We start from the raw sequence: 23,464 nt of genomic DNA, 5'->3' as shown, positions 1-23,464 counted from the left end.
GTGCAGAATTTGTACACCGAATGCAAAGCAAAATGGCGTTCCATGCTTTAATATATAAATCACGGAGGATTAAGATATGAACAGCAGTAAAATCTTTGATGATGTGATACAGTATCTTGAAAAAAACATATATGAAGGCTGTGAAATTGATTATAATGAAATATCAAAAATTGCCATGAGCCCAGCGGCGTTGTTCCAACGTATTTTTATTTTTGTATCGGGTGTCAGTATCGCCGACTATGTAAGAAAACGCAAGCTGACCTTAGCCGGGTATGATCTGAAAAACAGCGGTATTTCTGTTCTGGATGCGGCAATAAAGTATGGATTTCATTCACATTCCGCATTTTCACGTGCATTCAAAGAGCACCATGGCATCACGCCGTCAGAAGCAAAGCTTGAAGCTGCCAGACTAAATAACTATCTTCCGATTAATTATTCAGAAATGAGATTTATAGGAGGAAAACGTATTATGGCAGAAATGAAAAAGATTGTGTATAAGGAAGCCGGAGAGCGCCTGATGGTAGGAATGTATCGTGAAACATCCTTTTCTGAGGCCGGAGCTGTGTGGAGAGGCTTCTTCGAAAGTAACGCGGCTGAGAAATTAGACAGGCTGGCAGAAGTAAAATGCTGCGAAGATATTGATTCCAATGCCGGGATCGGTATGATGTACAATTTTAAGGATATGAATCATTTTGAATTCATTATCGGAGATTTTGTACAGGTTGGTACGGAAATACCGGATGGTCTGTTTGCAAAGTATGTCCCTGGCGGATTCACGGCACATGTTCAAATTGAAGGAAGTAATGCTGCAGAAATCCTTGCTTCGGCATATTTATTGATTACGGAAGCGATTGAGAAAACCGGCCGGGAAATTGACCATGATCATTTTTACTGGTGTGAGGTATACACGGACGAGCGCTATTGTGAGCCTTTCAATCGGGGCGAGAAAGTAATTATAGATTATGTATTGCCTATTAAAGCAGATAGTATATAAACATTGTAAAATTTCTTCTTGACAAAAATATTTGTACCCTGTTATAATGCGCTTAATAACAGAAACCGATGAGCAAGAGAAGTAAGAGTTCGGATTTGTACACAGAGAGCCGCTAAGGGTGGGAATGCGGTTACAATAGGAATTCTGAATGGACTTGTGAGGGAAGCTTGAAATCATGAAGTATGAAAGTAGACGCTTACGGGAACCCTGTCCGTTATCAGTGGGGTGCATATGATAGTATGCAGAATGAGAGGATGTATTCATACTACATCAAACCGGGTGGTACCGCAGAAGCTGAAGCTTTTGTCCCTGTAATAGCAGGGGCAGAGGCTTTTTTTTATTGCAATCAGAGGCTGTGTTCTAACTCTTGCATATGCATTTATGAATATACACATAGATCCCATGTGTATAGGGGAATGAACTGTTATCGAACAAATCAAGACGAAATAAGAATCAAGATGAAATTTAAGAAAGGAGTTTTCATCCCCTGGATGAAAATAAGGTGAGGAATATGGTGACTCCCAGCCGCAAGGAAATGGAATTGTTAAAAAATGAATATCACATGATACCCCTCTGTAAAGAAATCTATGCGGATATTATTACGCCCATTACCTTATTGCGTAAGATATCGCAGATCAGCGAGAGGTATTACCTGCTGGAAAGCATTGAAGGGGGAGAAAAATGGGGAAGGTATTCCTTCCTGGGCTTTGATCCTATCGTACATGTAACCTGCAAGAACCACAGGGTAATGATTGACCGGGGCAGCGGACCGGAGGCAGCAGAAGGGGAGCCTTTTCAGATATTAAGAAATCTGCTCCAGCAGTACAAGGCGCCAAGGCTGGCAGGTATGCCGCCCTTCACCGGGGGTCTGGTTGGTTATTTCGGCTATGAGATGATTGGCTATGCGGAACCTGTATTAAAGCTGAGAAGCAGTGAGTTTCATGATTTTGACTTGATGCTCTTTGATAAAGTAATTGCCTATGACCATCTGAAGCAGAAGATTTGTATTGTGGTAAATATGAATACAAAAGATGCCCGGAATGCAGGGCAGGAGGCTGATCCGTATGATAAGGCGGTAGCTGAGCTGGAGCGGCTGACCGCCCTTATCCTGGAGCCGGTAATTTTCCAGAAGGAGAGCGCTGCGGGAAAACCGGACTTTATCTGCAATGTATCAGAAGAGGAGTATTGCGGGCTGGTGGAGAAGACGAAGGAATATATCGTGAACGGGGATATTTTTCAGGCGGTAATCTCCAGGCGTTTTGAGACGGATTACGAAGAGAGCCTGTTAAATGCCTACCGTGTACTCAGAACAACCAACCCTTCCCCTTATATGGTATTCCTGCAGAACAAGGAGGTTCAGTTAATGTCGGCATCTCCGGAAACTTTGATCCGACTGAAGGATGGACGTCTCACTACTTTCCCCATTGCAGGCTCCAGGCCAAGGGGCGGGAATGCAGAGGAGGATGAGGCCCTGGAAAGGGAACTGCTTGCCGATGAGAAGGAGCTTTCCGAGCACAATATGCTGGTGGATCTGGCAAGAAACGATATCGGCAGAATTGCAGAATACAACAGTGTCAAGGTTACCTCATATAAGAAAATCCAGAAGTATTCCAGAATCATGCACATTACTTCAGAAGTGGAAGGAACCCTACGTGGGGGCATGGATGCTCTGGATGCCATCAATGCAATCCTTCCGGCAGGAACCCTGTCGGGAGCACCTAAGATTCGTGCCTGTGAAATCATAGAGGAGCTGGAGAAGTCGCCCAGAGGGATCTATGGAGGAGCCATAGGATACATTGACTTTACCGGTAACATGGACACCTGTATTGCCATCCGAATGGCGGTAAAAAAGGATAGCAAGGTATATGTCCAGGCCGGAGGAGGTATTGTCGCCGACAGTGTACCGGTGAAGGAATATGAGGAATCCGGCAATAAAGCTAAGGCAGTAATTGAGGCTATTATCAATGCCGGGGATGTGGTATAAAAATCCGGTTTTACCGTGGGAACGATTCAAAAGGAGGCGGGCATTAATATGATATTATTGATTGATAATTATGACAGTTTTACTTATAATCTGGTGCAGCTTGCCGGCGGTATGGGTGCCGACATGAAGGTAATACGCAACGACGAAATGACTCTGGAAGAGATCAGAGCGCTGAGACCAACCCACATTATTCTGTCTCCGGGGCCGGGATACCCAAAGGATGCCGGGATATGCGAGGAGGTTATAGAACACCTGAAGGGAGAAGTTCCGATCCTTGGGGTATGCCTGGGACATCAGGCCATCTGTGAGGTCTTTGGTGCAGAGATTACTCTGGCAAAGCATCTCATGCACGGAAAGCAGAGCAGCATCCATATTGCCAACGGAGCCAGGGTATTTCATGGATTGCCTCCCATCATCCAGGCAGCCAGATATCATTCCCTGATCGCCGGTAAGGAGACCCTGCCGGATGATCTGCTGGTGATTGCCGAGGATGAGGAGGGAGAGATTATGGCGGTGAAGCATCGCCGATATGAGATCTACGGCCTGCAGTTTCATCCGGAATCCATTCTGACGCCCCAGGGAGAAGTGATTATGAAGAATTTCCTGGAGACAGGCAGCGAAAGCACCTATTCACTGATGCAAAGAGCGGATATGGCTGGCTGATGTGAAAAAGGATGCCGGCAAAATGATCCTCCTTGGGAAAAAGCTTCTTCATACAGATTCCACAGGAGAAACAGGAACCATGACTTTTTGGGATACCGCAAAGCGGTACGATGGAGGGAATTATGATACAACAGGCAATCTATAAGGTATTAAACAGGGAGCATCTGACCCTGGAAGAGACCAAGGCAGTAATGGATGAGATTATGAGCGGGAATGCTACCAATGCCCAGATCGCCGGTTTCATTACGGCGATCCGGATGAAGGGGGAGACCATCGATGAGATCACGGCCTGCGCCATGATTATGAGAAAATACGGCCAAAAATTGAAACATACGGGGGATGTGCTTGACATTGTGGGAACAGGAGGAGACGAGGCCTTTACCTTTAATATTTCCACCATTTCCTCCCTGGTTATATCCGCTGCCGGAATTCCGGTGGCAAAGCACGGCAACCGGAGTGTTTCCAGCAAATGCGGAAGCGCCGATGTATTGGAGGCCCTTGGAGTGAAGATCGACATTCCGGTGGAGAAGAGCGAAGAAATTCTGAGAGAGATCGGCATCTGCTTCTTATTTGCCCCGCTGTACCACTCCTCAATGAAATACGCCGCTCCGGTGCGAAGAGAGCTGGGAGTCAGGACGATATTTAATATTCTTGGCCCTCTGTCCAGTCCGGCGGATGCCAATCTTCAGTTGCTGGGAGTCTATGATGAGAATCTGGTGGAGCCCATGGCCAGGGTATTGGCGAATCTGGGAGTAAAGCGGGCCATGGTGGTCCACGGGCATGACGGACTGGATGAGGTATCCCTGAGCGCAAAAACCACCGTATGCGAAGTGAACAGCGGTCAGGTCAACAGCTTCTTCCTGGATCCACGCCAATTCGGCTTTGAGTATTGCAGGCCGGAGGAACTGGTAGGAGGCGACCCGGAGCAGAATGCCGGGATAGCAAAAAGCATTCTACAGGGAGAGCGGGGGCCGAAGAGGGATATCGTACTGCTGAACAGCGCGGTCTGCCTCTACATGTCCTATAACAATATTACCCTGCGGGAATGCGTGAGGCTGGCGGCTGAGACCATTGACAGCGGCAGGGCCATGGAGCAGTTAAACCGTTTTATTCATTTATCGAATGCTTGATCTTCGGTAACTATCATAATATAGGCAGAAAGGCGGTGTCGAGTATGATACTGGATACCATTGCAGCATCTGCGAAGCTCCGGGTGGAGCGGGCTAAGAGCAGGCTGTCCCAGGAGGAATTGAAGGCTAAAATCTATTGTCCGGAAGGCATCCGGAATTTTCACGGCAGAAAGGCCTTTGCCTTTGAACAGGCCCTGGATAAGAGAAATAGGAGCGGAGAAAATGTGCGTCTGGGGAACAGCCCGGTTTCCTTCATCTGTGAGATTAAGAAGGCTTCTCCATCCAAAGGGGTAATTGCAGAGGATTTCCCCTATCTGGATATTGCCCGGGAATATGTGTCCGCAGGTGCGGATGCCATATCCGTATTAACGGAACCGGAGTACTTTCAGGGAGATGACCGGTATTTGTCTGAGATCAGCAGGGAGGTTCCCCTGCCGGTGATAAGGAAGGATTTCACCCTGGACGAGTACCAGATCTATGAGGCAAAGCTGTTAGGAGCGGATGCGGTGCTGCTGATTTGTTCCCTGCTGGATACGGTCAGAATTAAGGATTATCTTGCTCTTTGCAATGAGCTGGGGATGTCGGCATTGGTGGAAGCTCATTCTGCGGAGGAGATCGCTTCGGCCCTGGAGGCGGGAGCCAGAATCATCGGAGTGAATAACCGGAACTTAAAGACCTTCCAGGTGGATATCCAAAACAGCATCCGCCTTCGCAGTCTGGTGCCGGAGAATATTATCTTTGTTGCGGAAAGCGGAATTCAAAGTCCGGGAGATATTGCCGCTCTCAGAGCCGCCGGAGTGGATGCGGTACTGATTGGTGAGACCTTAATGCGCAGCGGAAATAAAAAAGAAGAGCTGGATCATTTACGAGGAAGGGATTAATATGACAAAGATTAAAATCTGCGGATTATCAAGACCTGTGGATATTATGTCGGTGAATGAAGTACTGCCGGATTATGTCGGATTTGTGTTTGCCAGGAGCCGGAGACAAATCTCGGAAGAAACGGCCGGGGAATTGCGAAAGCTTCTTCATCCGGCCATAAAAGCAGTGGGAGTGTTTGTCAATGAAGACCCGGAACGGATACAGAGGCTATGCGAAAGGAATATAATTGATCTGGTTCAGCTTCACGGTGAGGAGGGAGCGGATTATGTCTCGGAGCTGCGCCGCAAAATTGACCGCCGGATCATACAAGCCGTGCGGATCGGAGAAGTCAGAGTACCGGAAAGCATATCAGAGGGAGTTTCGAAGGGCATATTGGGGGAGAGATCGGAATACCCCCCAAAGAGCCTGGCGGAAGGAAAATCAGAAAGTACCGCCAGGGGAGAACCGGAAAGCATTGTGAAGGAACAAGCAGAAGGTACCTTCATGGGAACGTCAGAAGGAGCAGCGGAATTCTTCGGGGATTATCTTCTCTTTGATACCTATAGGAAGGACCAATACGGAGGAAGCGGAAAGAGTTTTGACTGGTCTATGATACCAAGGACATCCCGGCCATATTTTCTTGCCGGAGGAATTCACAGCGGAAATGTGGAACAGGCGATACGGCAGTGCCGGCCCTATTGTGTGGATGTCAGCAGCGGAGCGGAGACGGACGGATACAAAGATGCGGCGAAGATACGGGAGATTGTAAAAAAGGTCAGGAGGTTAGGATAATGGCAAAAGGAAGATTTGGTACCCACGGAGGGCAGTATATACCGGAAACCTTGATGAATGCAATCATTGAGCTGGAAGAAGCTTATTATCACTATAAAGAGGATGAGGAGTTCTGCCGGGAGCTGGAGAACCTGCTGAAGAACTATGCGGGCAGGCCCTCCTTGTTATATTATGCAGAAAAGATGACCAGGGATCTGGGCGGTGCGAAAATCTATCTGAAAAGAGAGGATTTGAACCATACCGGCTCCCACAAGATTAATAATGTCCTGGGGCAGGTGCTGCTTGCCAGGAAGATGGGCAAGACCAGAGTAATAGCAGAGACCGGCGCAGGGCAGCATGGTGTGGCAACAGCAACCGCCGCCGCTTTGCTGGGGCTGGAATGTGAAATCTTCATGGGCAAGGAAGATACGGACCGCCAGGTGCTGAATGTCTATCGCATGGAGCTTCTGGGAGCCAAGGTTCACTCTGTAACCTCCGGCACCCAGACCTTGAAGGATGCGGTGAATGAGACTTTGCGGGAGTGGACCAAACGGGTGGAGGATACCCATTATGTATTGGGCTCCGTCATGGGCCCCCATCCCTTTCCTACCATTGTCCGGGATTTTCAGAGCATCATCGGCAAAGAGGTGAAGGAGCAGATGCTGGAGCTGGAGGGCAGGCTGCCGGATGCGGTGCTGGCCTGTGTCGGAGGAGGAAGCAATGCCATGGGAATCTTCCATGAATTCATCAAAGATCCTTCGGTTCGATTGATTGGCTGCGAAGCGGCCGGACTGGGAGTGGATACGGAGAAAACGGCTGCAACCATCGCCACCGGCACCCAGGGGATCTTCCATGGGATGAAGTCCTATTTCTGCCAGGATGAGTACGGACAGATTGCTCCGGTCTACTCCATCTCGGCGGGGCTGGATTATCCGGGGGTGGGTCCGGAGCATGCATATCTGCATGACATTGGGCGTGCCTGTTATGTTCCGGTAACGGATCAGGAAGCGGTGGATGCTTTTGAGTATCTTGCCAGAACAGAGGGGATTATTCCGGCGGTGGAAAGCGCTCATGCCGTAGCGTATGCAAGAAAGCTGGTGCCAACCATGGAACGGGATCAGATTGTTGTGATTAACCTCTCCGGCAGGGGAGATAAGGATGTGGCAGCCATTGCCAGGTATCGGGGGGTGCAGCTCTATGAATAGAATAACGGGAATTTTTCAGAATAATAAAGCGTTTATCCCATTTATTACTGCGGGAGATCCTTCTCTGGAGATTACCAGGGAGCTGGTGCTGTGCATGGCCGGGGCCGGGGCGGATTTGATCGAGCTTGGGATACCGTTTTCAGATCCGGTGGCAGAAGGCCCGGTGATTCAGGAGGCCGATTACCGTGCGTTGGCCGGGGGAGCCACCACAGATAAGATATTTGCCATGGTAGAGGGGCTTCGGAAGGAATGTGATATCCCCATTGCATTTATGACCTATATCAACCCGATTTATACCTATGGGACGGAGAGATTTATGGAGAACTGCCGGAAAGCGCAGGTAGATGCGGTGATTGTTCCTGATCTTCCATATGAGGAGCGGGAAGAAATTCTGCCCTTCTGCGAACAGTATGGAGTGACTCTGATTTCCATGATTGCTCCTACCTCGAAAGCAAGAATACAGAAGATTGCCAGGGAAGCCAGAGGTTTTCTCTATTGCGTATCGTCCATGGGAGTCACCGGTGTAAGAAGTGAGATCGGCAACCAGGCAAAGTCCATGATTGCCCAGGTGAAGGAGGTTCAGGATATTCCCTGTGCCATCGGCTTTGGAATCTCTACCCCTGAGCAAGCAAAGGCCATGGCCGGAATTGGGGACGGAGTAATCGTGGGCAGCGCCATTGTAAGAATCATCGGAGAACATGGTGAGGACTGTGTTCCGTTGGTAGAGGAATATGTGAGGAAAATGAAAGGGGCATGTCTCTCATGGAAATCAATATAAATGAAATTCTGCAAAAGCTCCAGGCGGGGCAGGAGCTGTCAGCCAGGGAGGCATATGATACCATTCTTGCGATACAGGAGGATCAGCTATCAGGTCCGCAGATCATGGGTTTTCAGGTTGCCCTGCTGATGAAGGGGCCGACACTGACCGAGATATCAGCCATTGCCGGGGCAATGAGGGATCATTGCATTCCGGTTATGCCCAGGGTCAGCGAAGAGCTGATGGATACCTGCGGAACCGGCGGCGGATTAAGTACCTTTAATATATCTACGGCAGTGTCCTTTGTTGCCGCCGCTGCGGGAATTAAAGTGGCGAAGACCGGGAGCAGATCCAGCACTACCCTGTCGGGGAGTGCAGATGTACTGGAGGCCCTGGGAGTACAGATCCACCAGACACAAAAGGGCGTGGAACGGATGATTGAAGAGGTGGGAATTGGCTTTCTTTATGCACCCTTATTCCATCCGGTAATGCAGAAGATGATACATCCGGAACAGGAGCTTGGAATCAAAACCATATTTTATACCATTATCGGGCCTCTGATTAATCCTGCCAGGGCAACCAGACATGTTATGGGAGTCTATAAGCCGGAGCTGCTGGATAAGGTAAGCCAGGTAGCAGCTTCCCTTCACTATACCCGCGCCCTGTTCGTTTACGGAGAGGATGGCATGGATGAAATCTCTCTGCTGGGCAGGACAAAGATTCATGAGCTAAAGAACGGAAGCATCGAAAGCTATGAGCTGGTGCCGGAGGAGCTTGGTCTTACCCGCTGCAAGCTTAATGACATTTTAACGGGTACGCCGGAGGCTAATGCGGTGATGATTAAGGATGTATTCTCCGGCAAGAATAAAGGCCCCAGAAGGCAGGCTGTCATTCTCAATGCAGCAGGGGCGCTGATGATTGGAGATAAGGCGGATACATGGAAGGAGGGGGCAGTGCTGGCGAAGGAAATCATCGACAGCGGAGCCGCCCAGAAGAAGCTGAATGAATTTATTGAAGCTTCCCACTCTTATTAAAAGCGTTAGGGAAAGAGCATTAGGAATTATAGCTGAAATGTTTGCAATTTAGAAATAAAAGGGTTATAATACTTTTAAATTAATAATTAAACTAATAATTATAAGAAAAGAGGGAAATCATGTCTTGGATATTATTTTTATTACAAATACTGTTATTTGCTTTTCTTGTATTTATTTCTATCTTAGTTATCCGAGCCCTTATTAAATATGTAAACAAATAACAGCAGGAAGTGAATATATGTTAAAAAAATCACCAAGCGGTAGCTTATGCCCCTATTATTATATGGATGGCGAACTGCATCCTCTCAAATACGGCAGTTATTTTGATAACAAAGAGCAACTTTTTGAGATAATAAATGCAGAGGAGGAATTTATTCTTAAGTCTTCCGGCACAAACAACAGACGAATATGGATTGATTTATACGAAACTACTGTTGACGACGAGGTTGCGAAGGTTTTAGCCGGGCATTTACAGGCAATTAGGCATAAGATTTTCAATTTGTGTTTGGTGGGATGTTCTTCTGCGGCGCAAAGAGCAATCAAAAAGAAAATGAAGTCTGCCGAAATGGACCTGTATTACTTGACAAGGTATTTTGATGATCCTGAGATTGCCAAGCAATGGTTATTAGGTAAGGTATAAAATATACGAGCAAATAATAAAGAAGCAGTATAGTGACAAATTCCGGGTAAAGGTAGAATTTAATTTTCTAATAACGTGAATAAAAAGATTCTTAATAATTGATTGCAATATAGAAATATATGGAGTATAATGTTTTAAACTAATAATTATTAAGAAAAGAGGAAAATTATGAATTGGATAGTACTTTTATTACAAATACTGTTGTTTGTCTTTTTTGTATTTATTTCCATTATAATTATTCGAGCTGTTATTAAATATATAAATAAATAGCAATATAGATAATAAAATTAAAAGTAAAACATATCCAAATAGCTTGACAAAATCTCATAATATGGTAATATATGGTTGAATGATCTATTATGATATTATGAAAGGAGTCAATAGCATGAAAAAATATATAATAGGAATTCTATCATTTTCCTTAATTTTTGTATTATGTTTATCACCTGTTGCGGCGAGTGCGAATGATGAAAACACTAATATTAGTATAAAATCTGCTACACTGGAAGATATTCCCGAAGGAATAATTCCCATGCAATTTAATTCCGAAGATGAATTTCAAGATTATTTAAAGAATTTCAAGATTACATATAATTATGACAATTTGACTGGTGCAAATTCAGTAGGAGTTATGTCAACAGATGATACAGTAACTGTTGGTTCTCAGTCTGCCGGTGGAGCTACAGTTACTTTATATGCTGCCTATGGAACAAGTGGTGATAATCATAGGGGTAAGATTACATACTGTAATCCCTATACACAGCTATCTGGATTTACTTTTGCTCTCACATGGACCCAATCTACTATCGGAGCGGAAATAAAAAGTAATGAAAAGGATGTATATATATACACATCTGGGGTTATAGATGTATGGGCCATTCTTCCGGGCGGAGTTAAAATAGCATCTTATCCAATAAATATATCTCGAACTTGTTACTTAGTCTGGTAAAATATAAACTGTATCATATTAGATCATTCGAAAATGTTGTGCAATTGTAATGTTATGGAATACATGCAAACGGTTGGAGTGGGCTTTTTTGAAGCCCACTCCATTACTATATTTAGGAGTCGTTTTTTATGTTTACTTCTATAAATCCTTGTTTTTGTAATTTTGGTGCCATCCCATCTGCAAACAGTAATAAGCAGTACACTATCAATGTGATATCTCAGATTGTCAGTGTACTGCTTATATGCTTATGTCGGGCTATTTCCGGTTTTCGGCATAAATCTTCATGGCTTCGGATAAGAATTTAGATAGGCCATCTCCATATTTGTCTACATTTACAGTAAATCTTTCGTCAGTAACATACATTTGGCCGACTCCGGCAAAGGCCTCCAGAGAATATTTGTAACCAAAGTTGGCATTGAAATGACGGTACATTTTATCCATGGCAGCTTGTGCGGCTGCGGAGTCCGGCGCTTCATTCCTTATTTTGGCCAGATCAATAAACAAATCATCCATGCCTTTTGCTATTGCCTCTTGCTCATTCTGTGATAGTGATTTTATGTGGGCGTTGCTTTGGTCAACAGCCTTGTCGCCCCATAAACGTCTTGCTTCCTCTTCATATGGGTTATTGGTAAAATCAAACCCATGAAACTTGTCTTTGACACTCATTGTCGTCTTTCCTTTCATGTTCTGTACGGATTTCTCAAGAGTTTCAAGCATCGATTCGATACGTCTTTTTTCATGCAGAAGAGATTTCCTCTGTAAATCGAAGGATTTTTCCCTATCGAAATTCGGACTGTTTAAAAGCTCCTTGATTTGTGCAAGAGAGAAGCCGCACTCTTTAAAGAATAGGATTTGCTGCAGTCTATCCATATCATCATCAGAGTATTCGCGATAGTCATTTTCCGGGTTACGGCTTGGACTAAGGAGTGAAATCGTGTCATAATGATGAAGCGTGCGCACACTTACACCGGTTATTTTTGCTACTTCCTTTGCGTTCATTGCCATCACTCTCCCTTACAAATATCATTGTAAACTATAACGCAACGTGATAGTCAAGACTTTTTTGGTGCCTGACACCCCTTAATTTGTAAGCATATCTATTATCGCTTTAACGGTAACGTCCACCATGACATTATAATCCACATTCTCTTGCTGATGATACATCATTTCATGGGTCAGATTTTCCACTATGATGCAGATTAAATAGGCCTTTTCGTATGCATGAGAGGGACGAATATCAAATCGGTTCAGGAGCTCTACCAAATTCGCGGCAATATTGGCTTGGGAACGGTTGTACAGCTCGCCGATCTCCTGATCTGTGTGAGCTAAAGCCAGCATCTCTTCATGAACCGTTTTATTCAGGGTGTGGGATTTGGCTAATTTGATAATAATTTCTTTAATCACCCCGGGTAAATCCAACGGCAGCTTCAGATTCTGTATGGTCTCATACATGGGGGAAGTGATGTTGTTCTCGTATCTCTTAATTACCTCCAGAAAAATATCCTTTTTATCCTGGAAATAGCTATATACGATACCGGTGGATACACCGGCAAATTTCGCTATCTCGGCAGTATTTGTATGATGAAAGCCTTTCTCGCAGAATAATTCATAGCCGGCATCTATTATTCTATTTCTTTTCTCGATGGAACGCTGCTGTTGAGGCGTTCTAATTTGCTTCTTTTCCATAATCAGCCTCCTTGTAACCATAATTATGATTATAAAGAGGAAGATTGCTTTCGTCAACAATAAGGTGACAGCATCAATCAAAAATGTGAAATATCATTCATATATTGTGTTGACATGATAAAATGAAAAGCATATAATATATGAACATGAAATATATTTCATATTACAGACTTAATAATGAGACTTACAGGTGAATTTTCTATATTTTGCGGGGAACTGTTGATAAGCTTGGAGCAGAAAGGGTGGGAAAGATATGAATTTAATTGAATTTCGTGATGTATCAAAGGAGTATATCATAGGGGAAAGGAAGCTGTCCGCGGTTGATCGGATCAGTTTTACGATTCAGGAGGGGGAATTTGTAGTGATCCTCGGACCGAGCGGTGCAGGAAAATCAACACTGCTGAATTTGCTGGGAGGCATGGATTATGCGACCTCCGGGGAAATTCTGATCGGCGGTAATAACATCACTGCGTATCGGGATAATGAATTAACCGAATACCGGGCCGTCAATGTTGGCTTTGTATTTCAATTCTATAATTTGATTCCCACTCTGACCGCATTGGAGAATGTCTCTCTGACCAGGGAGGTGGCGAAAAATTCTATGGACCCTGTGAAGGTGTTGGAAGCAGTCGGACTCAAGGAGCAGTTAAGCCAGTTTCCGGCCCAGCTGTCAGGAGGAGAGCAGCAGAGGGTTTCCATCGCCAGGGCTGTCTGCAAGAATCCCAAGATGCTGCTGTGTGATGAACCCACCGGCGCCCTGGATTCAGAAACCGGGACGGTGATTCTGAGTTTATTGCAGCGTTTAAGCAGGGAAGAGAATAAAACAGTCATTATCGTGACCCATAATGCAGCGCTGGCGCAGGCGGCTGATAAGGTGATACATATAAAGAACGGAAGAATTACCCGGGTAGCAGAAAATGAGAGCCCGGAAGAGGTGAGCGAGGTGAACTGGTAATGCTGTTGCGGAAAATGCTTAGAGATATGAAGTTAAATAAAATGCAGTTTATCTCGATCTTCATTATGGCGTTTCTGGGGGTATTTGTTTACTCCGGGATCAGCAGTGAATGGAATGGTTTGAAGGAAACCTCGGAGAAATATTATGAGGAGACTAATTTAGCGGATGCTATAATCTATGGTACACAAATTAGCGAGGAGGCGGCGGAGAGCGTCAGGAATTTGGAAGGCGTAACGGGAGTAGAACGCAGGATGACGCTTCCGGCTATGGGGGAATATGAGAACAAGCCGGACTTGCAGCTGAATTTTGTAGAGAAAGGTGAGATATCCCGGTTTCATTTGATGGAGGGAGAACAATTTTCCCCGGAGAAGGAGGGAGTCTGGCTGGATCAGTTATTTGCCGGGGAAATGGGTCTGAAGCCGGGAGACAGACTTGTTTTTACTGTTTCAGGAATTCCTTTTGAATCAGTCATCCGGGGGTTGGTATTGAGCCCCGAGTATGTATATTATGCAGGAACGGACGACATGGTGCCCAACCGGAAGGACCACGGCTTTGGATACCTTTCTTATGAAGCGGTTCCGGAAGGAATACCGGTACAGTATACACAGCTTCTGGTCACCTCCGATCTGGAGTCTTCCGATCTGGAAAGCTCCGCAGATCAGGTGCTGCAGGGGAAATACAGTGTGTATCTTGGCAAGGAGAATATGAGAAGCTATATGCAATTTAAAGAGGAGATCAAGGAGCATAAGGCGATGGGACAGATCTTTCCCCTGGTATTCCTGGCCGTAGCCGTTCTGACCATGGTAACAACCATGTCGAGGCTGGTCAATAATCAGCGAACGCAAATCGGAGTACTGAAGGCGGTGGGATTTCGTAGAAGGCGAATCCTGTTTCATTATATATCCTATGGTCTGTGGATCAGCCTGACAGGAACAGCTCTGGGTGTTATTCTGGGCTCCATGCTGCTGCCCTATCTGTTTTACGGACCTTTACAGGCGGCGTTTACTCTGCCGGAATGGAAGGCATCCATGCCTGTTAGCGTATTTTATATGGCTGCGGCAACGGTTCTTGTCTGTATCCTGGCGACCTATCTGACCTGCCGTAATGTGCTGAAGGACACCCCGGCACAGAGCCTGAGGCCGAAAGCACCCACAGCCGTGAAGCATAATTTTCTTGACCGGAGCAGGTTATGGGGAAGATTGAGTTTCCATTCCCAATGGAATCTGAGGGATATCCTTCGCTGTAAAGGGCGGTCCGCTATGGCTATTACCGGAATATTGGGTTGCAGCGCACTGCTGATCTGCGGCTTCGGACTGCAGGATACGATGGATTATATTGTGGAGTGGAATTATGAGGTGATTAACAGATACCAGACGCGCATCCAGCTGGAGGAAACGGCAACAGAAGAGCAGATTGCTTCCATAATCCATAGAGTGGAGGGAGAAGGGAGCTTTGAGGGGGCAGTGGAGCTCAAAGCGGGTGGTGTGAAAAAAAGCGGCGAACTCCTGGTAGTGGAGGAGGATGCGGAGTTAATCCGCTTTGTGGACAGTGACCGGAACAGAATTGACCTCCCGGGAGACCGGATTTCCATCAGCTATAAGATGGCCAAAGATCTTCAACTGCAGGTTGGGGATGAAATCGAATGGCACCGGTATGGGGAGGAGAGATGGAACAGAGCAGAAATCGGTGCGATTCATCGTACTCCCTTTGCGCAGGGAATCGCAATGTACCGGGGAGTTTATGAAAGCTATGGATACCATTACCAGCCCACGGCGATTGTCAGTGCAGGAATCCCTCAGGAAGACTATCCGACAGAGGGAGAGGGAGGCGTGGCTAAGATTTTGGAGAGGGAGGAGTTAATTGAAGGCTACCGGACCATGGCGCAGGCGATGGATATTCTGGTGTATACTCTGATGCTTGCGGCAATCATTCTTGCCGTTGTTGTAATATACAATTTGGGCGTTCTGTCCTTCACTGAGAGGCAGAGAGAATTATCCACCCTGAAGGTTATGGGATTTAAGACCGGTAAGCTGCGCCGCCTGCTGCTGACCCAGAATATATGGCTGACGGTCATCGGGATTTTACCCGGAATTCCTCTGGGAATAATGATTCTGCGGTATATTTTCCGATTCATCGGCGATGTATTTGACTTTATTATTGTAGTAGATATAAGCTCTTATCTTGGATGTATTATAGGTACATTGCTGCTTTCAGCAGCAGTAAATCTCTTCTTTTCCAAACGGGTGAGAAGCGCTGATATGGTAAGCTCGTTAAAAGGAGTGGAGTGAGTACTTGTATCTATTCGTCTAAGCGCATATAATTATAATGATGTTTCCCGCAGCGTAGCTTCTAAGCCGGGGAAATATACGGCATTCTCAATGTTCTTACAAAGCTGTAAAAAACGGTATTGCTTGTTCTCGGCGGCGGCGTTGCGCTTGTTATCGCTTTGATTGGTATTCTCAATTTTGTAAATGTAATGTCGGTTAGTGTTATGGTTCGCAAGCGCGAACTGGCGATACTTGAGTCTATTGGCATGAGCCGAAAGCAGGTCAGGAGAATGTTGGCGAGCGAAGGGCTTGGATACGCTGTGATAACCTTATTTTAACCGATGTAAAAGGATTTTGACACGGTATTTGGGGCTATGTAAAAGCGGCTTGATAGACTTTCGAACATTTTGGAGTGATAATAAGGTCAACAAGGAGGAGCAGCAATGGAGATTGGAAGTAAGCTGAAAAGTGCAAGGACAAAAGTAGGAATGACGCAGGAAAAAGTCGCTGAAGAGATCGGTGTCAGCCGTCAGACGATTTCAAATTGGGAAAACAACAGGTCATTCCCCGATATCGTAAGCGTTATCAGCTTGAGTGATCTCTATTCTGTCAGCCTTGATGAATTATTGAAGGAGGACAAAAAAATGATCGAATATCTCAGCGAAAGCACCAATGAGGTGAAAAGCCGTCAGAAGTTTTCAAAATTAATACAGGTTATGGGGTATCTGTTAATCTGGGCAATGTCAATCATTGTGTTTTGGCTTGGAGGAAGATCAGATGCAATGGGATACTCACTGGTTGTATTCTATCTTGTTTTACCTGTGACTACATTAGTGATCTCTGTATTGATCGGAAAAGATAGCGGCTGGGCTAATTATAAGTGGATTATGATGCTGTTTTTTGGACTTATGTATATGCTGGCTCATTATGCTACCTTTAGCTTGGCGAATACAATTGCATTCGGAAATTTGCATATCCCGGATATAACGGATTTACTTCCTGGGATCTTATGCTCTGCAGTCGGACTGATCATCGGTACGGTTATCAGTGCAATGAAAGGGAAAAAAACGAATCAGACAAATCGGAATTCTCAAGCCGGTGAGAATTAATTCGTTGGATATTGGAATTCATCGAATATTGGGTCATCAATAGAAGAGGATATGCGTTAGACGAAAGAGCATATCCTCTTTTTGTGTTCTTCCAAATGGCTTCATCCGTCCCTTCTTTTGAACTTTTCTCTGGGAATATGGCAGTATCCGTTTGGATTCTTATCCAGATATTTTTGATGATATTCTTCGGCAGGGTAGTAGTTATCCAGAGGAAGAACTTCGATTGCTATGGATTTATCATAGTGCTTCTGCAGTTCTTCTACGGATGTCCGGATCACGGGCAGGTCAGCGGTATCGACGTAATAAATTCCGGTCCGGTACTGACTGCCTGCATCGCCGCCCTGCCGGTTGACGGAGGTAGGGTCGATAACCTCATAATACAGGCTCAGAATAGTGTTCAATCCGATCTGTTCCGGATCATAGAGAACCTGGACGGTCTCGGCGTGTCCGGTATTATTATGACACACCTCCTGATAGGTGGGATTCTCTGTATGGCCGTTGGCATAGCCCACCTCGGTCTGAAGAATTCCGGGAAACCCCGCCAGGTATTTCTCCGTACCCCAGAAGCATCCTCCGGCCAGGTAGATCATCTTGTATATGACTTGCATGGTATCATTCGCTGTATGCATGTATTGTGATCCTTTCTTAATTTTATAGTGTGGATGTATGGATTTTGTGGTATAGATATTGTAATGATTAAAGCGTCAAAAGCACCTTTTGACGCTTTAATGAAATATTATAGCTATTTTATCATAAGCGAAAAAAATAGCAAGAAAAAGAATGCCGCAGAACGATAACCCATGCGGGAGGATGAAGTAGAAAAAGCAGGCATCAATCATGATACCCGCTCCTTCTACTGTGCCCGTTAGGGCTTTGTCTCATTCTTTAACGCAAATCATCAAATCCATTGTGAGACTTGACCAACAACATTTGACTGTCCAAAGCTACCATCTCCCAACATCATGCGCGAATTCATTTTCAGAACTCACATCGAGGAATTTGCTGCCCGTAATTCTGAGACGAAATTATAGGCGTCTATATTCATTTTTTTAGATACGACAACGACTTATTCCGAATTAAAGTCTATGATCTCCATACAAGTTAACAAGTTAAGCGGTATGTCGTATCTGATATTTATTATGCTCCGATAAAGAATTTATATGCGGCAAAATAAATGTTTTTTAATGTTAATTTATGGATGATTATTGGGTTGCCTGCCGCCTTTTGATCACCTTAAGCCGTGTAAATTCCTCGCGTTCCTTTTCCTCCAGCGCGTTCTGTATCTCTACCGTAAGCCGGGTATAATAGGGAATGGTAATATTTTTCAAGGCATTTGCCCGTTTTTGTGTTTTGTTAATATTGGTGGCCAGGCGGTAGGCGGAGTTTTCGATCATGGATAAGCGGATGGTGAGCTCCTTCACCTTAACGAAGCGTTTTGTCGCCTCATCCAGGGATAGCTTCGTCTGGAAGAAGGCATAGGTGGGCTTGCTTACGGTGCTGTCATACTCCACCAGGGGAATCTCGGTTCCCATGATGCTTCGCTGCTTGATCTCAACGGAATTCTCCTCCGGGATGGTATTGCACAGCTCCTGAACATTCACAATACCCATCTCAATATTGGCCTTCTGAAGTGAGAGATAAGCCGAGGTAAAGGTATTATCAATCTCACTCTGGATATTCTTTGCCTTATCAATCAATTCCATCAGCTCGTGCATTAAAATATTCCTTTTTTTATCCATTAATTCATAGCCCTGCTTTGCCAGCCGGAGTGAATTCCTGGCTAAGATTAAATTACCCTTTGTGGGAAAGGTATTGGGGTTCATGGGATCACCTCGATTCGTCTGCCGTTTTGCCGGCTTTATAATACTGATCCAAAATCTTGGTATCGATACGGTCCAGTTCCTCTCTGGGCAGAAGGGAGAGCAGTTCCCAGCCCTTATCCAGGGTCTGGGTAATGGTACGGTCCTCCAGACGGCCCTGGGCAATGAACTCCTGCTCCATGGATGCGCCGAATTTCAGATACAGCTTATCCAGGGAGGATAATTCATCCTCACCGATAACACTGGCTAAGGCTCTGGCATCGCCCACACGGGCGTAGGAGGAGAAGAGCTGGTTGGCCAGGTCCTGATGGTCCTCCCTGGTAAAGCCCTTTCCGATACCATCCTTCATCAGACGGGAGAGGGAGGGCAGGATACTGATGGGAGGATATACATTGTTCTGATGCAGTCCCCGGTCAAGAACGATCTGACCTTCCGTAATATATCCTGTCAGGTCGGGAATGGGATGGGTAATATCATCATTGGGCATGGTGAGAATCGGGATCTGGGTTACGGAACCGCCGCAGCCGTGAACAATACCGGCTCTCTCATAGATGGTAGCCAGTTCGCTGTACAGGTAACCGGGGTAGCCCTTTCTGCTGGGGATCTCACCCTTGGAGGAGGAGACCTCACGCATGGCCTCTGCAAAGGAAGTCATATCGGTAAGAATAACAAGGATATGCATTCCCTTCTCAAAAGCCAGGTATTCCGCGGTAGTGAGAGCAACCTTCGGTGTGATCAGACGCTCTACCACCGGGTCATTGGCCAGATTCAAATACATTACCACATGGGAACTGGCGCCGCTTTCCTCAAAGGTGCGGCGGAAGAAATCAGCAACATCGTGCTTTACACCCATAGCAGCAAATACAATGGCAAAATCGCCTTCCGAATTCTCTCCCAGGGAAGCCTGTTTTACAATCTGTGCCGCCAGCTGGTCGTGGGGCAGACCATTTCCCGAGAAGATGGGAAGCTTCTGTCCCCGGATGAGGGTGGTGAGGCAGTCGATGGCGGAAATGCCCGTCTTGATATAGTTTCTGGGATATTCACGGGAGCAGGGGTTGAGGGGCTGGCCGTTGACATCCCGCTTTGTCTCCGCAATAATATTGCCAAGACCGTCGATGGGCTGGCCTACTCCGTTAAATACCCGGCCCAGGATATCGGGGGAGAGTGCAACCTCCATGGGATGTCCGGTGAGCTTGGTATGGGTATTGAACAGGGACATGTCTTCCGTACCCTGGAATACCTGGATAATTGCTTTATCCTCATATAATTCTACAATTCTGCCTAATTTCTTTTTGCTGCCTTCTATGGTCAGCTCAACGATTTCATCAAAGGATGCATCGCGGACCCCCTCCAAAGCGATCAGGGGGCCATTGATCTGACTTAGTCCTAAATATTCTATCGACATAATTACCTCCATTCTGCCGCCAGGCAGCTTGTAATCCTGTAAAAAGCGCTTCTGATTTTCCGAATTCCTTCCAGCTAAGCGTTTTTGGACATGATCTGCTCGTAGAACTGATCAATCATTGCGGTGTAGTCATCGAATTTCTCCAGCTCATCGTTGGCCACATCGTATTTGATGGAAATTACCTTGTCAAATACGGGGCTCTCCTTTAACAGGGACATGGGCATGTTGCGGTCAATGAGCAGTCTGGATTTCTGATACAGATACAGGATGGTTTCCATCATTTTCAGCTGCTTTGCCATGGGCACATAGGTGTCGGAAGGGTGGTAGGCATTCTGCTGTACGAAGCCCAGACGGATCACCCTGGCGATTTCCAGCACCAGCTTCTGATCATCGGGAAGAACATCGCTGCCGATGAGCTTTACGATTTCATTCAGCTGGCTTTCCTGGGTCAGCAGGCTGAGAATCTGGTTGCGGCATTCTATAAAATCTTCTCCTACATTCTTCGTATACCAGGGAGCCAGATCGTTAACATATTCGCTGTAGCTGGTCAGCCACTGGATCGCCGGGAAATGTCTGGCGTAGGCCAGGGATTTATCCAAGGCCCAGAAGCAGCGGACAAAGCGCTTGGTATTCTGTGTGACGGGCTCGGAGAAGTCACCGCCCTGAGGGGATACGGCTCCGATGATGGATACGCTGCCCTCGGTCCAATTGAGATTCTGCATAAAGCCGGCTCTCTCGTAGAAAGCGGAGAGACGGGAAGCCAGGTAGGCCGGGAAGCCTTCCTCGGCAGGCATTTCCTCTAGACGCCCGGATAATTCACGAAGGGCTTCCGCCCAACGGGAAGTGGAATCCGCCATGATGGCCACATGATAGCCCATATCCCGGTAATATTCCGCCAGGGTAATTCCTGTATAGATGCTGGCCTCACGGGCAGCCACGGGCATGTTGGAGGTATTGGCGATGAGAGTGGTGCGGTCCAGCAGAGGATTGCCGGATTTGGGATCCACCAGCTTGGTAAAGTCTTCGAGAACCTCGGTCATCTCATTGCCGCGCTCACCGCAGCCGATGTAGACGATAATATCCGCATCGCACCATTTGGCCAGCTGGTGCTGGGTCATGGTCTTGCCGGTTCCGAAGCCGCCGGGGATAGCGGCAGTGCCGCCCTTGGAGATGGGGAACAGGGTATCCAGAATTCTCTGCCCTGTTACCAAAGGCCGGTCGGAAGCGAAGCGCTTTGCCGTGGGCCTGGGAACGCGGATCGGCCACCGCTGGGTCAGCGTCAGCTCCCGTTCCTGTCCCTTACTGTCAATTATAGTTACAATGGTATCATTGATTGTGTATTTTCCATCGGGAACAACCTTTGTTACGGTTCCGAATACCTCCGGCGGAACCATGGACTTATGAATGACGGCCCTGGTCTCGGGAACCTCGGCAATAATTGTGCCGCCGTATACCTTGTCTCCGGGGACTACGGTAACGTGGACATCCCAGAGCTTTGAGGTATCCAAGGATTCCACGCTGACACCGCGGGAGATGAAGGCGCCGGATTTTGCAGCGATTTCCTGTAAGGGGCGCTCGATCCCGTCAAAGATATTGCTGATGATGCCGGGAGCCAGAGTGACGGAAATAGCAGCGCCGGTCGACAGCACCTCATCCCCAGGCCGCAGTCCCGTGGTTTCTTCATATACCTGGATGGTGGTCCGGCCGGAAGAGAGTCCGATAACTTCCCCTACCAGCCTATCCTTGCCTACCAAAACCATTTCCCCCATCTTGAAGGCCTTATTTTCGCCCACATATACAATAGGACCATTGATGCCGAATATTTTACCTGTTAAACTCATAAGGATGATCTCCCTTTCCTGGACTTAAAGAGTGAAGGAATTCTTTGCTTCCTCCAATTTAGTTAAAAACGAATGATCGATTAAAATACTGCGGGTTGTAATGACGGCACGGATACCGCCGATAAAATCCCGGTCGCTTATAGTCAGCGTGATTCCTGTTTTGCCCTCCAGAGCCGCCTTTTTGGGAGCATCGGAAGGGTTCAGATACACGGTAAGAGCATCTCCGTGGGCAAAATCAGAAGCGTTTCTGATCCACGCCACCAGCAGCTCCTCATATTCCGGAGTCTGCATGAATTCCTGGAGCCGGGCATGGACATCGGTAAAGATCTGGTTTGCGATCTCCTCCGTCTTCTCCAGCACCTTGCGCCGGATATCCAGAGCCTCTGCCGACAGCTTGCGGTTTCTCTCGCGGACGATGTTCTCCGAAGCGATGCGGTAATTTGCCTCTGCCTTGCGCAGGGCGGCTTCCCTGCGTTCTTCAAAGTTTTTCTGCAGGGTTTTCTTATATTCTTCTACAATTTCAATATTCTGCTTGGTAGCACTTTCGATTACCGAAGAATAAAAATGATCTAATTTTTCATCAAGGGTCATTGGTTGCAACCTCCAATTCTTATAATTTCAATCCAATGGCTTCGTTTACATAAGACGTAATAAAGTCAGGCTTACGGCCGGTTCCATGTCTGTCCGGGATCTCCACAACCAACGGAACTCTTCGGTTTAACTTAATGTCATTGATGGTTTCACGAATATCGTCGCATAGCTTTTCGGTAATCAGAATAATGCCTATCGTCTTATCTGCAAGCACTTTATCCAACTCTTCTTTTAACTCCGGTTTTGTGTGAACCACGACACCGCTGACTCCGGCCAGCTTCATGCCGGTATAGGTGTCAACATTGTCGCTGATAAGATACATACGCATAAGTATTCCTCCCTATCGATGATGAACCGTTAACGCACCGGTGAATTATCCGAGAATAGTAAAGGATACGATCAGGCCGTAGAGGGCGATACCTTCTGCAAGAGCCACGAAGATCAGGGACTTACCCATGATGGAAGAGTCCTCGCTGATGGCACCCAGAGCGGCAGAAGCAGCGGAGGCAACAGCGATACCGCCGCCGATACAGGATAATCCCGTTGAAAGAGCGGCTGCAATGTATCTCCAGCCATCGGTGGAAGCAGCAGCTCCGGCGGTTTCCGCAGCGGATACATGACCGGAGAACATCATGATATTGGCGATTACCAGAACACCGAAGAACATAAGGATATTAAAGCCCAGGGTTGCTTTTAAACCGCCCTTGCTTCTCTTGCTTGCTAAAAAGGAACCGAAAGGAACGATAATAGTTAAAATTAATGCGATAACGATTGTGATTTTTAATGCCATAATAGCATCCTC

General features: G+C 46.5%; 24 protein-coding genes and 1 other annotated feature. Of the genes, 15 read left to right on the top strand and 9 right to left on the bottom strand.

All coding sequences use genetic code 11. The features are described 5' to 3' along the window. Positions 1-76: 76 nt before the first annotated feature. The 11 genes from HNQ56_RS15120 (at position 77) to HNQ56_RS15070 (ending at position 10,988) form a co-directional block, all read left to right on the top strand. Positions 77-994: a helix-turn-helix domain-containing protein gene (locus HNQ56_RS15120; RefSeq protein ID WP_429147881.1), complete on the top strand. Its 918-nt coding sequence runs from the start codon at positions 77-79 to the stop codon at positions 992-994. Between the two features lie 59 nt (positions 995-1,053). Next, positions 1,054-1,308, top strand: a binding site (T-box leader). Between the two features lie 197 nt (positions 1,309-1,505). Next, a complete protein-coding gene (gene trpE, locus HNQ56_RS15115) occupies positions 1,506-2,978 on the top strand; it encodes an anthranilate synthase component I (protein ID WP_429148329.1) in 1,473 nt (490 codons plus the stop codon). 48 nt (positions 2,979-3,026) lie between these two features. Beyond that, entirely contained in the window at positions 3,027-3,641 is a 615-nt protein-coding gene (locus HNQ56_RS15110; RefSeq protein ID WP_429148327.1) for an anthranilate synthase component II, read from the top strand. Between the two features lie 122 nt (positions 3,642-3,763). After that, a complete protein-coding gene (trpD, locus tag HNQ56_RS15105; RefSeq protein ID WP_429147878.1) occupies positions 3,764-4,771 on the top strand; it encodes an anthranilate phosphoribosyltransferase in 1,008 nt (335 codons plus the stop codon). Between the two features lie 44 nt (positions 4,772-4,815). Further along, positions 4,816-5,652 (top strand): indole-3-glycerol phosphate synthase TrpC, encoded by an 837-nt coding sequence (trpC, locus tag HNQ56_RS15100; RefSeq protein ID WP_429147875.1) that lies wholly within the window; start codon positions 4,816-4,818, stop codon positions 5,650-5,652. 1 nt (position 5,653) lies between these two features. Then, positions 5,654-6,424, top strand: coding sequence for a phosphoribosylanthranilate isomerase (locus HNQ56_RS15095; protein WP_429147872.1), 771 nt, complete (start codon positions 5,654-5,656; stop codon positions 6,422-6,424). Further along, positions 6,424-7,608 carry a tryptophan synthase subunit beta gene (trpB, locus tag HNQ56_RS15090; protein ID WP_429147869.1) on the top strand — a complete coding sequence of 395 codons (1,185 nt, stop codon included), beginning with the start codon at positions 6,424-6,426 and terminating at the stop codon, positions 7,606-7,608. Before HNQ56_RS15095 ends, trpB begins: the two co-directional genes overlap by 1 nt. Then, positions 7,601-8,386: a tryptophan synthase subunit alpha gene (gene trpA / locus HNQ56_RS15085; RefSeq protein ID WP_429147867.1), complete on the top strand. Its 786-nt coding sequence runs from the start codon at positions 7,601-7,603 to the stop codon at positions 8,384-8,386. The genes trpB and trpA overlap by 8 nt, the downstream gene beginning before the upstream one ends. Then, positions 8,371-9,399, top strand: coding sequence for an anthranilate phosphoribosyltransferase (gene trpD, locus HNQ56_RS15080; protein WP_429147864.1), 1,029 nt, complete (start codon positions 8,371-8,373; stop codon positions 9,397-9,399). The genes trpA and trpD (HNQ56_RS15080) overlap by 16 nt, the downstream gene beginning before the upstream one ends. A 238-nt stretch (positions 9,400-9,637) precedes the next feature. After that, positions 9,638-10,039: a hypothetical protein gene (locus HNQ56_RS15075; protein ID WP_429147861.1), complete on the top strand. Its 402-nt coding sequence runs from the start codon at positions 9,638-9,640 to the stop codon at positions 10,037-10,039. Between the two features lie 385 nt (positions 10,040-10,424). Further along, positions 10,425-10,988, top strand: a complete 564-nt coding sequence (locus HNQ56_RS15070) for a hypothetical protein (protein ID WP_429147858.1) — start codon at positions 10,425-10,427, stop codon at positions 10,986-10,988. Positions 10,989-11,243: 255 nt separating this feature from the next. Here HNQ56_RS15070 and HNQ56_RS15065 read toward each other — a convergent pair whose 3' ends face one another. After that, positions 11,244-11,987 carry a MerR family transcriptional regulator gene (locus HNQ56_RS15065; RefSeq protein ID WP_429147856.1) on the bottom strand — a complete coding sequence of 248 codons (744 nt, stop codon included), beginning with the start codon at positions 11,985-11,987 and terminating at the stop codon, positions 11,244-11,246. Between the two features lie 81 nt (positions 11,988-12,068). Then, positions 12,069-12,674 carry a TetR/AcrR family transcriptional regulator gene (locus HNQ56_RS15060; RefSeq protein ID WP_429147853.1) on the bottom strand — a complete coding sequence of 202 codons (606 nt, stop codon included), beginning with the start codon at positions 12,672-12,674 and terminating at the stop codon, positions 12,069-12,071. Between the two features lie 253 nt (positions 12,675-12,927). Here HNQ56_RS15060 and HNQ56_RS15055 point away from each other — a divergent pair, with 253 nt between their 5' ends. The 4 genes from HNQ56_RS15055 to HNQ56_RS15040 all read left to right on the top strand — a co-directional run bounded on the left by HNQ56_RS15055 (position 12,928) and on the right by HNQ56_RS15040 (position 17,005). Continuing rightward, positions 12,928-13,629, top strand: coding sequence for an ABC transporter ATP-binding protein (locus tag HNQ56_RS15055; protein ID WP_429147850.1), 702 nt, complete (start codon positions 12,928-12,930; stop codon positions 13,627-13,629). Between the two features lie 26 nt (positions 13,630-13,655). Beyond that, positions 13,656-15,917, top strand: a complete 2,262-nt coding sequence (locus tag HNQ56_RS15050; protein ID WP_429147848.1) for an ABC transporter permease — start codon at positions 13,656-13,658, stop codon at positions 15,915-15,917. Positions 15,918-16,036: 119 nt separating this feature from the next. Beyond that, entirely contained in the window at positions 16,037-16,234 is a 198-nt protein-coding gene (locus tag HNQ56_RS15045; RefSeq protein WP_429147846.1) for an FtsX-like permease family protein, read from the top strand. A 105-nt stretch (positions 16,235-16,339) separates the two neighbouring features. Further along, entirely contained in the window at positions 16,340-17,005 is a 666-nt protein-coding gene (locus tag HNQ56_RS15040) for a helix-turn-helix domain-containing protein (RefSeq protein WP_429147843.1), read from the top strand. 101 nt (positions 17,006-17,106) lie between these two features. Here HNQ56_RS15040 and msrA read toward each other — a convergent pair whose 3' ends face one another. The 7 genes from msrA to HNQ56_RS15005 form a co-directional block, all read right to left on the bottom strand. After that, entirely contained in the window at positions 17,107-17,613 is a 507-nt protein-coding gene (gene msrA / locus HNQ56_RS15035; RefSeq protein WP_429147841.1) for a peptide-methionine (S)-S-oxide reductase MsrA, read from the bottom strand. 594 nt (positions 17,614-18,207) lie between these two features. Further along, the gene (locus HNQ56_RS15030) at positions 18,208-18,828 is read right to left on the bottom strand and encodes a V-type ATP synthase subunit D (protein ID WP_429147838.1); all 621 of its coding nucleotides are present in this window, start codon (positions 18,826-18,828) and stop codon (positions 18,208-18,210) included. Positions 18,829-18,832: 4 nt separating this feature from the next. Further along, on the bottom strand, positions 18,833-20,230 hold the full coding sequence (locus HNQ56_RS15025; RefSeq protein ID WP_429147836.1) for a V-type ATP synthase subunit B: 1,398 nt from the start codon (positions 20,228-20,230) through the stop codon (positions 18,833-18,835). Between the two features lie 74 nt (positions 20,231-20,304). Continuing rightward, positions 20,305-22,071 carry a V-type ATP synthase subunit A gene (locus tag HNQ56_RS15020; protein WP_429147834.1) on the bottom strand — a complete coding sequence of 589 codons (1,767 nt, stop codon included), beginning with the start codon at positions 22,069-22,071 and terminating at the stop codon, positions 20,305-20,307. A 24-nt stretch (positions 22,072-22,095) separates the two neighbouring features. Continuing rightward, positions 22,096-22,662, bottom strand: coding sequence for a V-type ATP synthase subunit E (locus HNQ56_RS15015; protein WP_429147831.1), 567 nt, complete (start codon positions 22,660-22,662; stop codon positions 22,096-22,098). Between the two features lie 19 nt (positions 22,663-22,681). After that, positions 22,682-22,990: a V-type ATP synthase subunit F gene (locus HNQ56_RS15010; protein ID WP_429147828.1), complete on the bottom strand. Its 309-nt coding sequence runs from the start codon at positions 22,988-22,990 to the stop codon at positions 22,682-22,684. Between the two features lie 45 nt (positions 22,991-23,035). Next, positions 23,036-23,452 carry an ATP synthase subunit C gene (locus HNQ56_RS15005; RefSeq protein ID WP_429147826.1) on the bottom strand — a complete coding sequence of 139 codons (417 nt, stop codon included), beginning with the start codon at positions 23,450-23,452 and terminating at the stop codon, positions 23,036-23,038. Positions 23,453-23,464: the final 12 nt, after the last annotated feature.

The organism is Anaerotaenia torta (assembly GCF_050433395.1).
GTDB lineage: Bacteria > Bacillota > Clostridia > Lachnospirales > Lachnospiraceae > Mobilitalea > Mobilitalea torta.
Note: the sequence above shows the minus strand (reverse complement) of the source record. Positions and strands in the feature narration are given on the sequence as shown.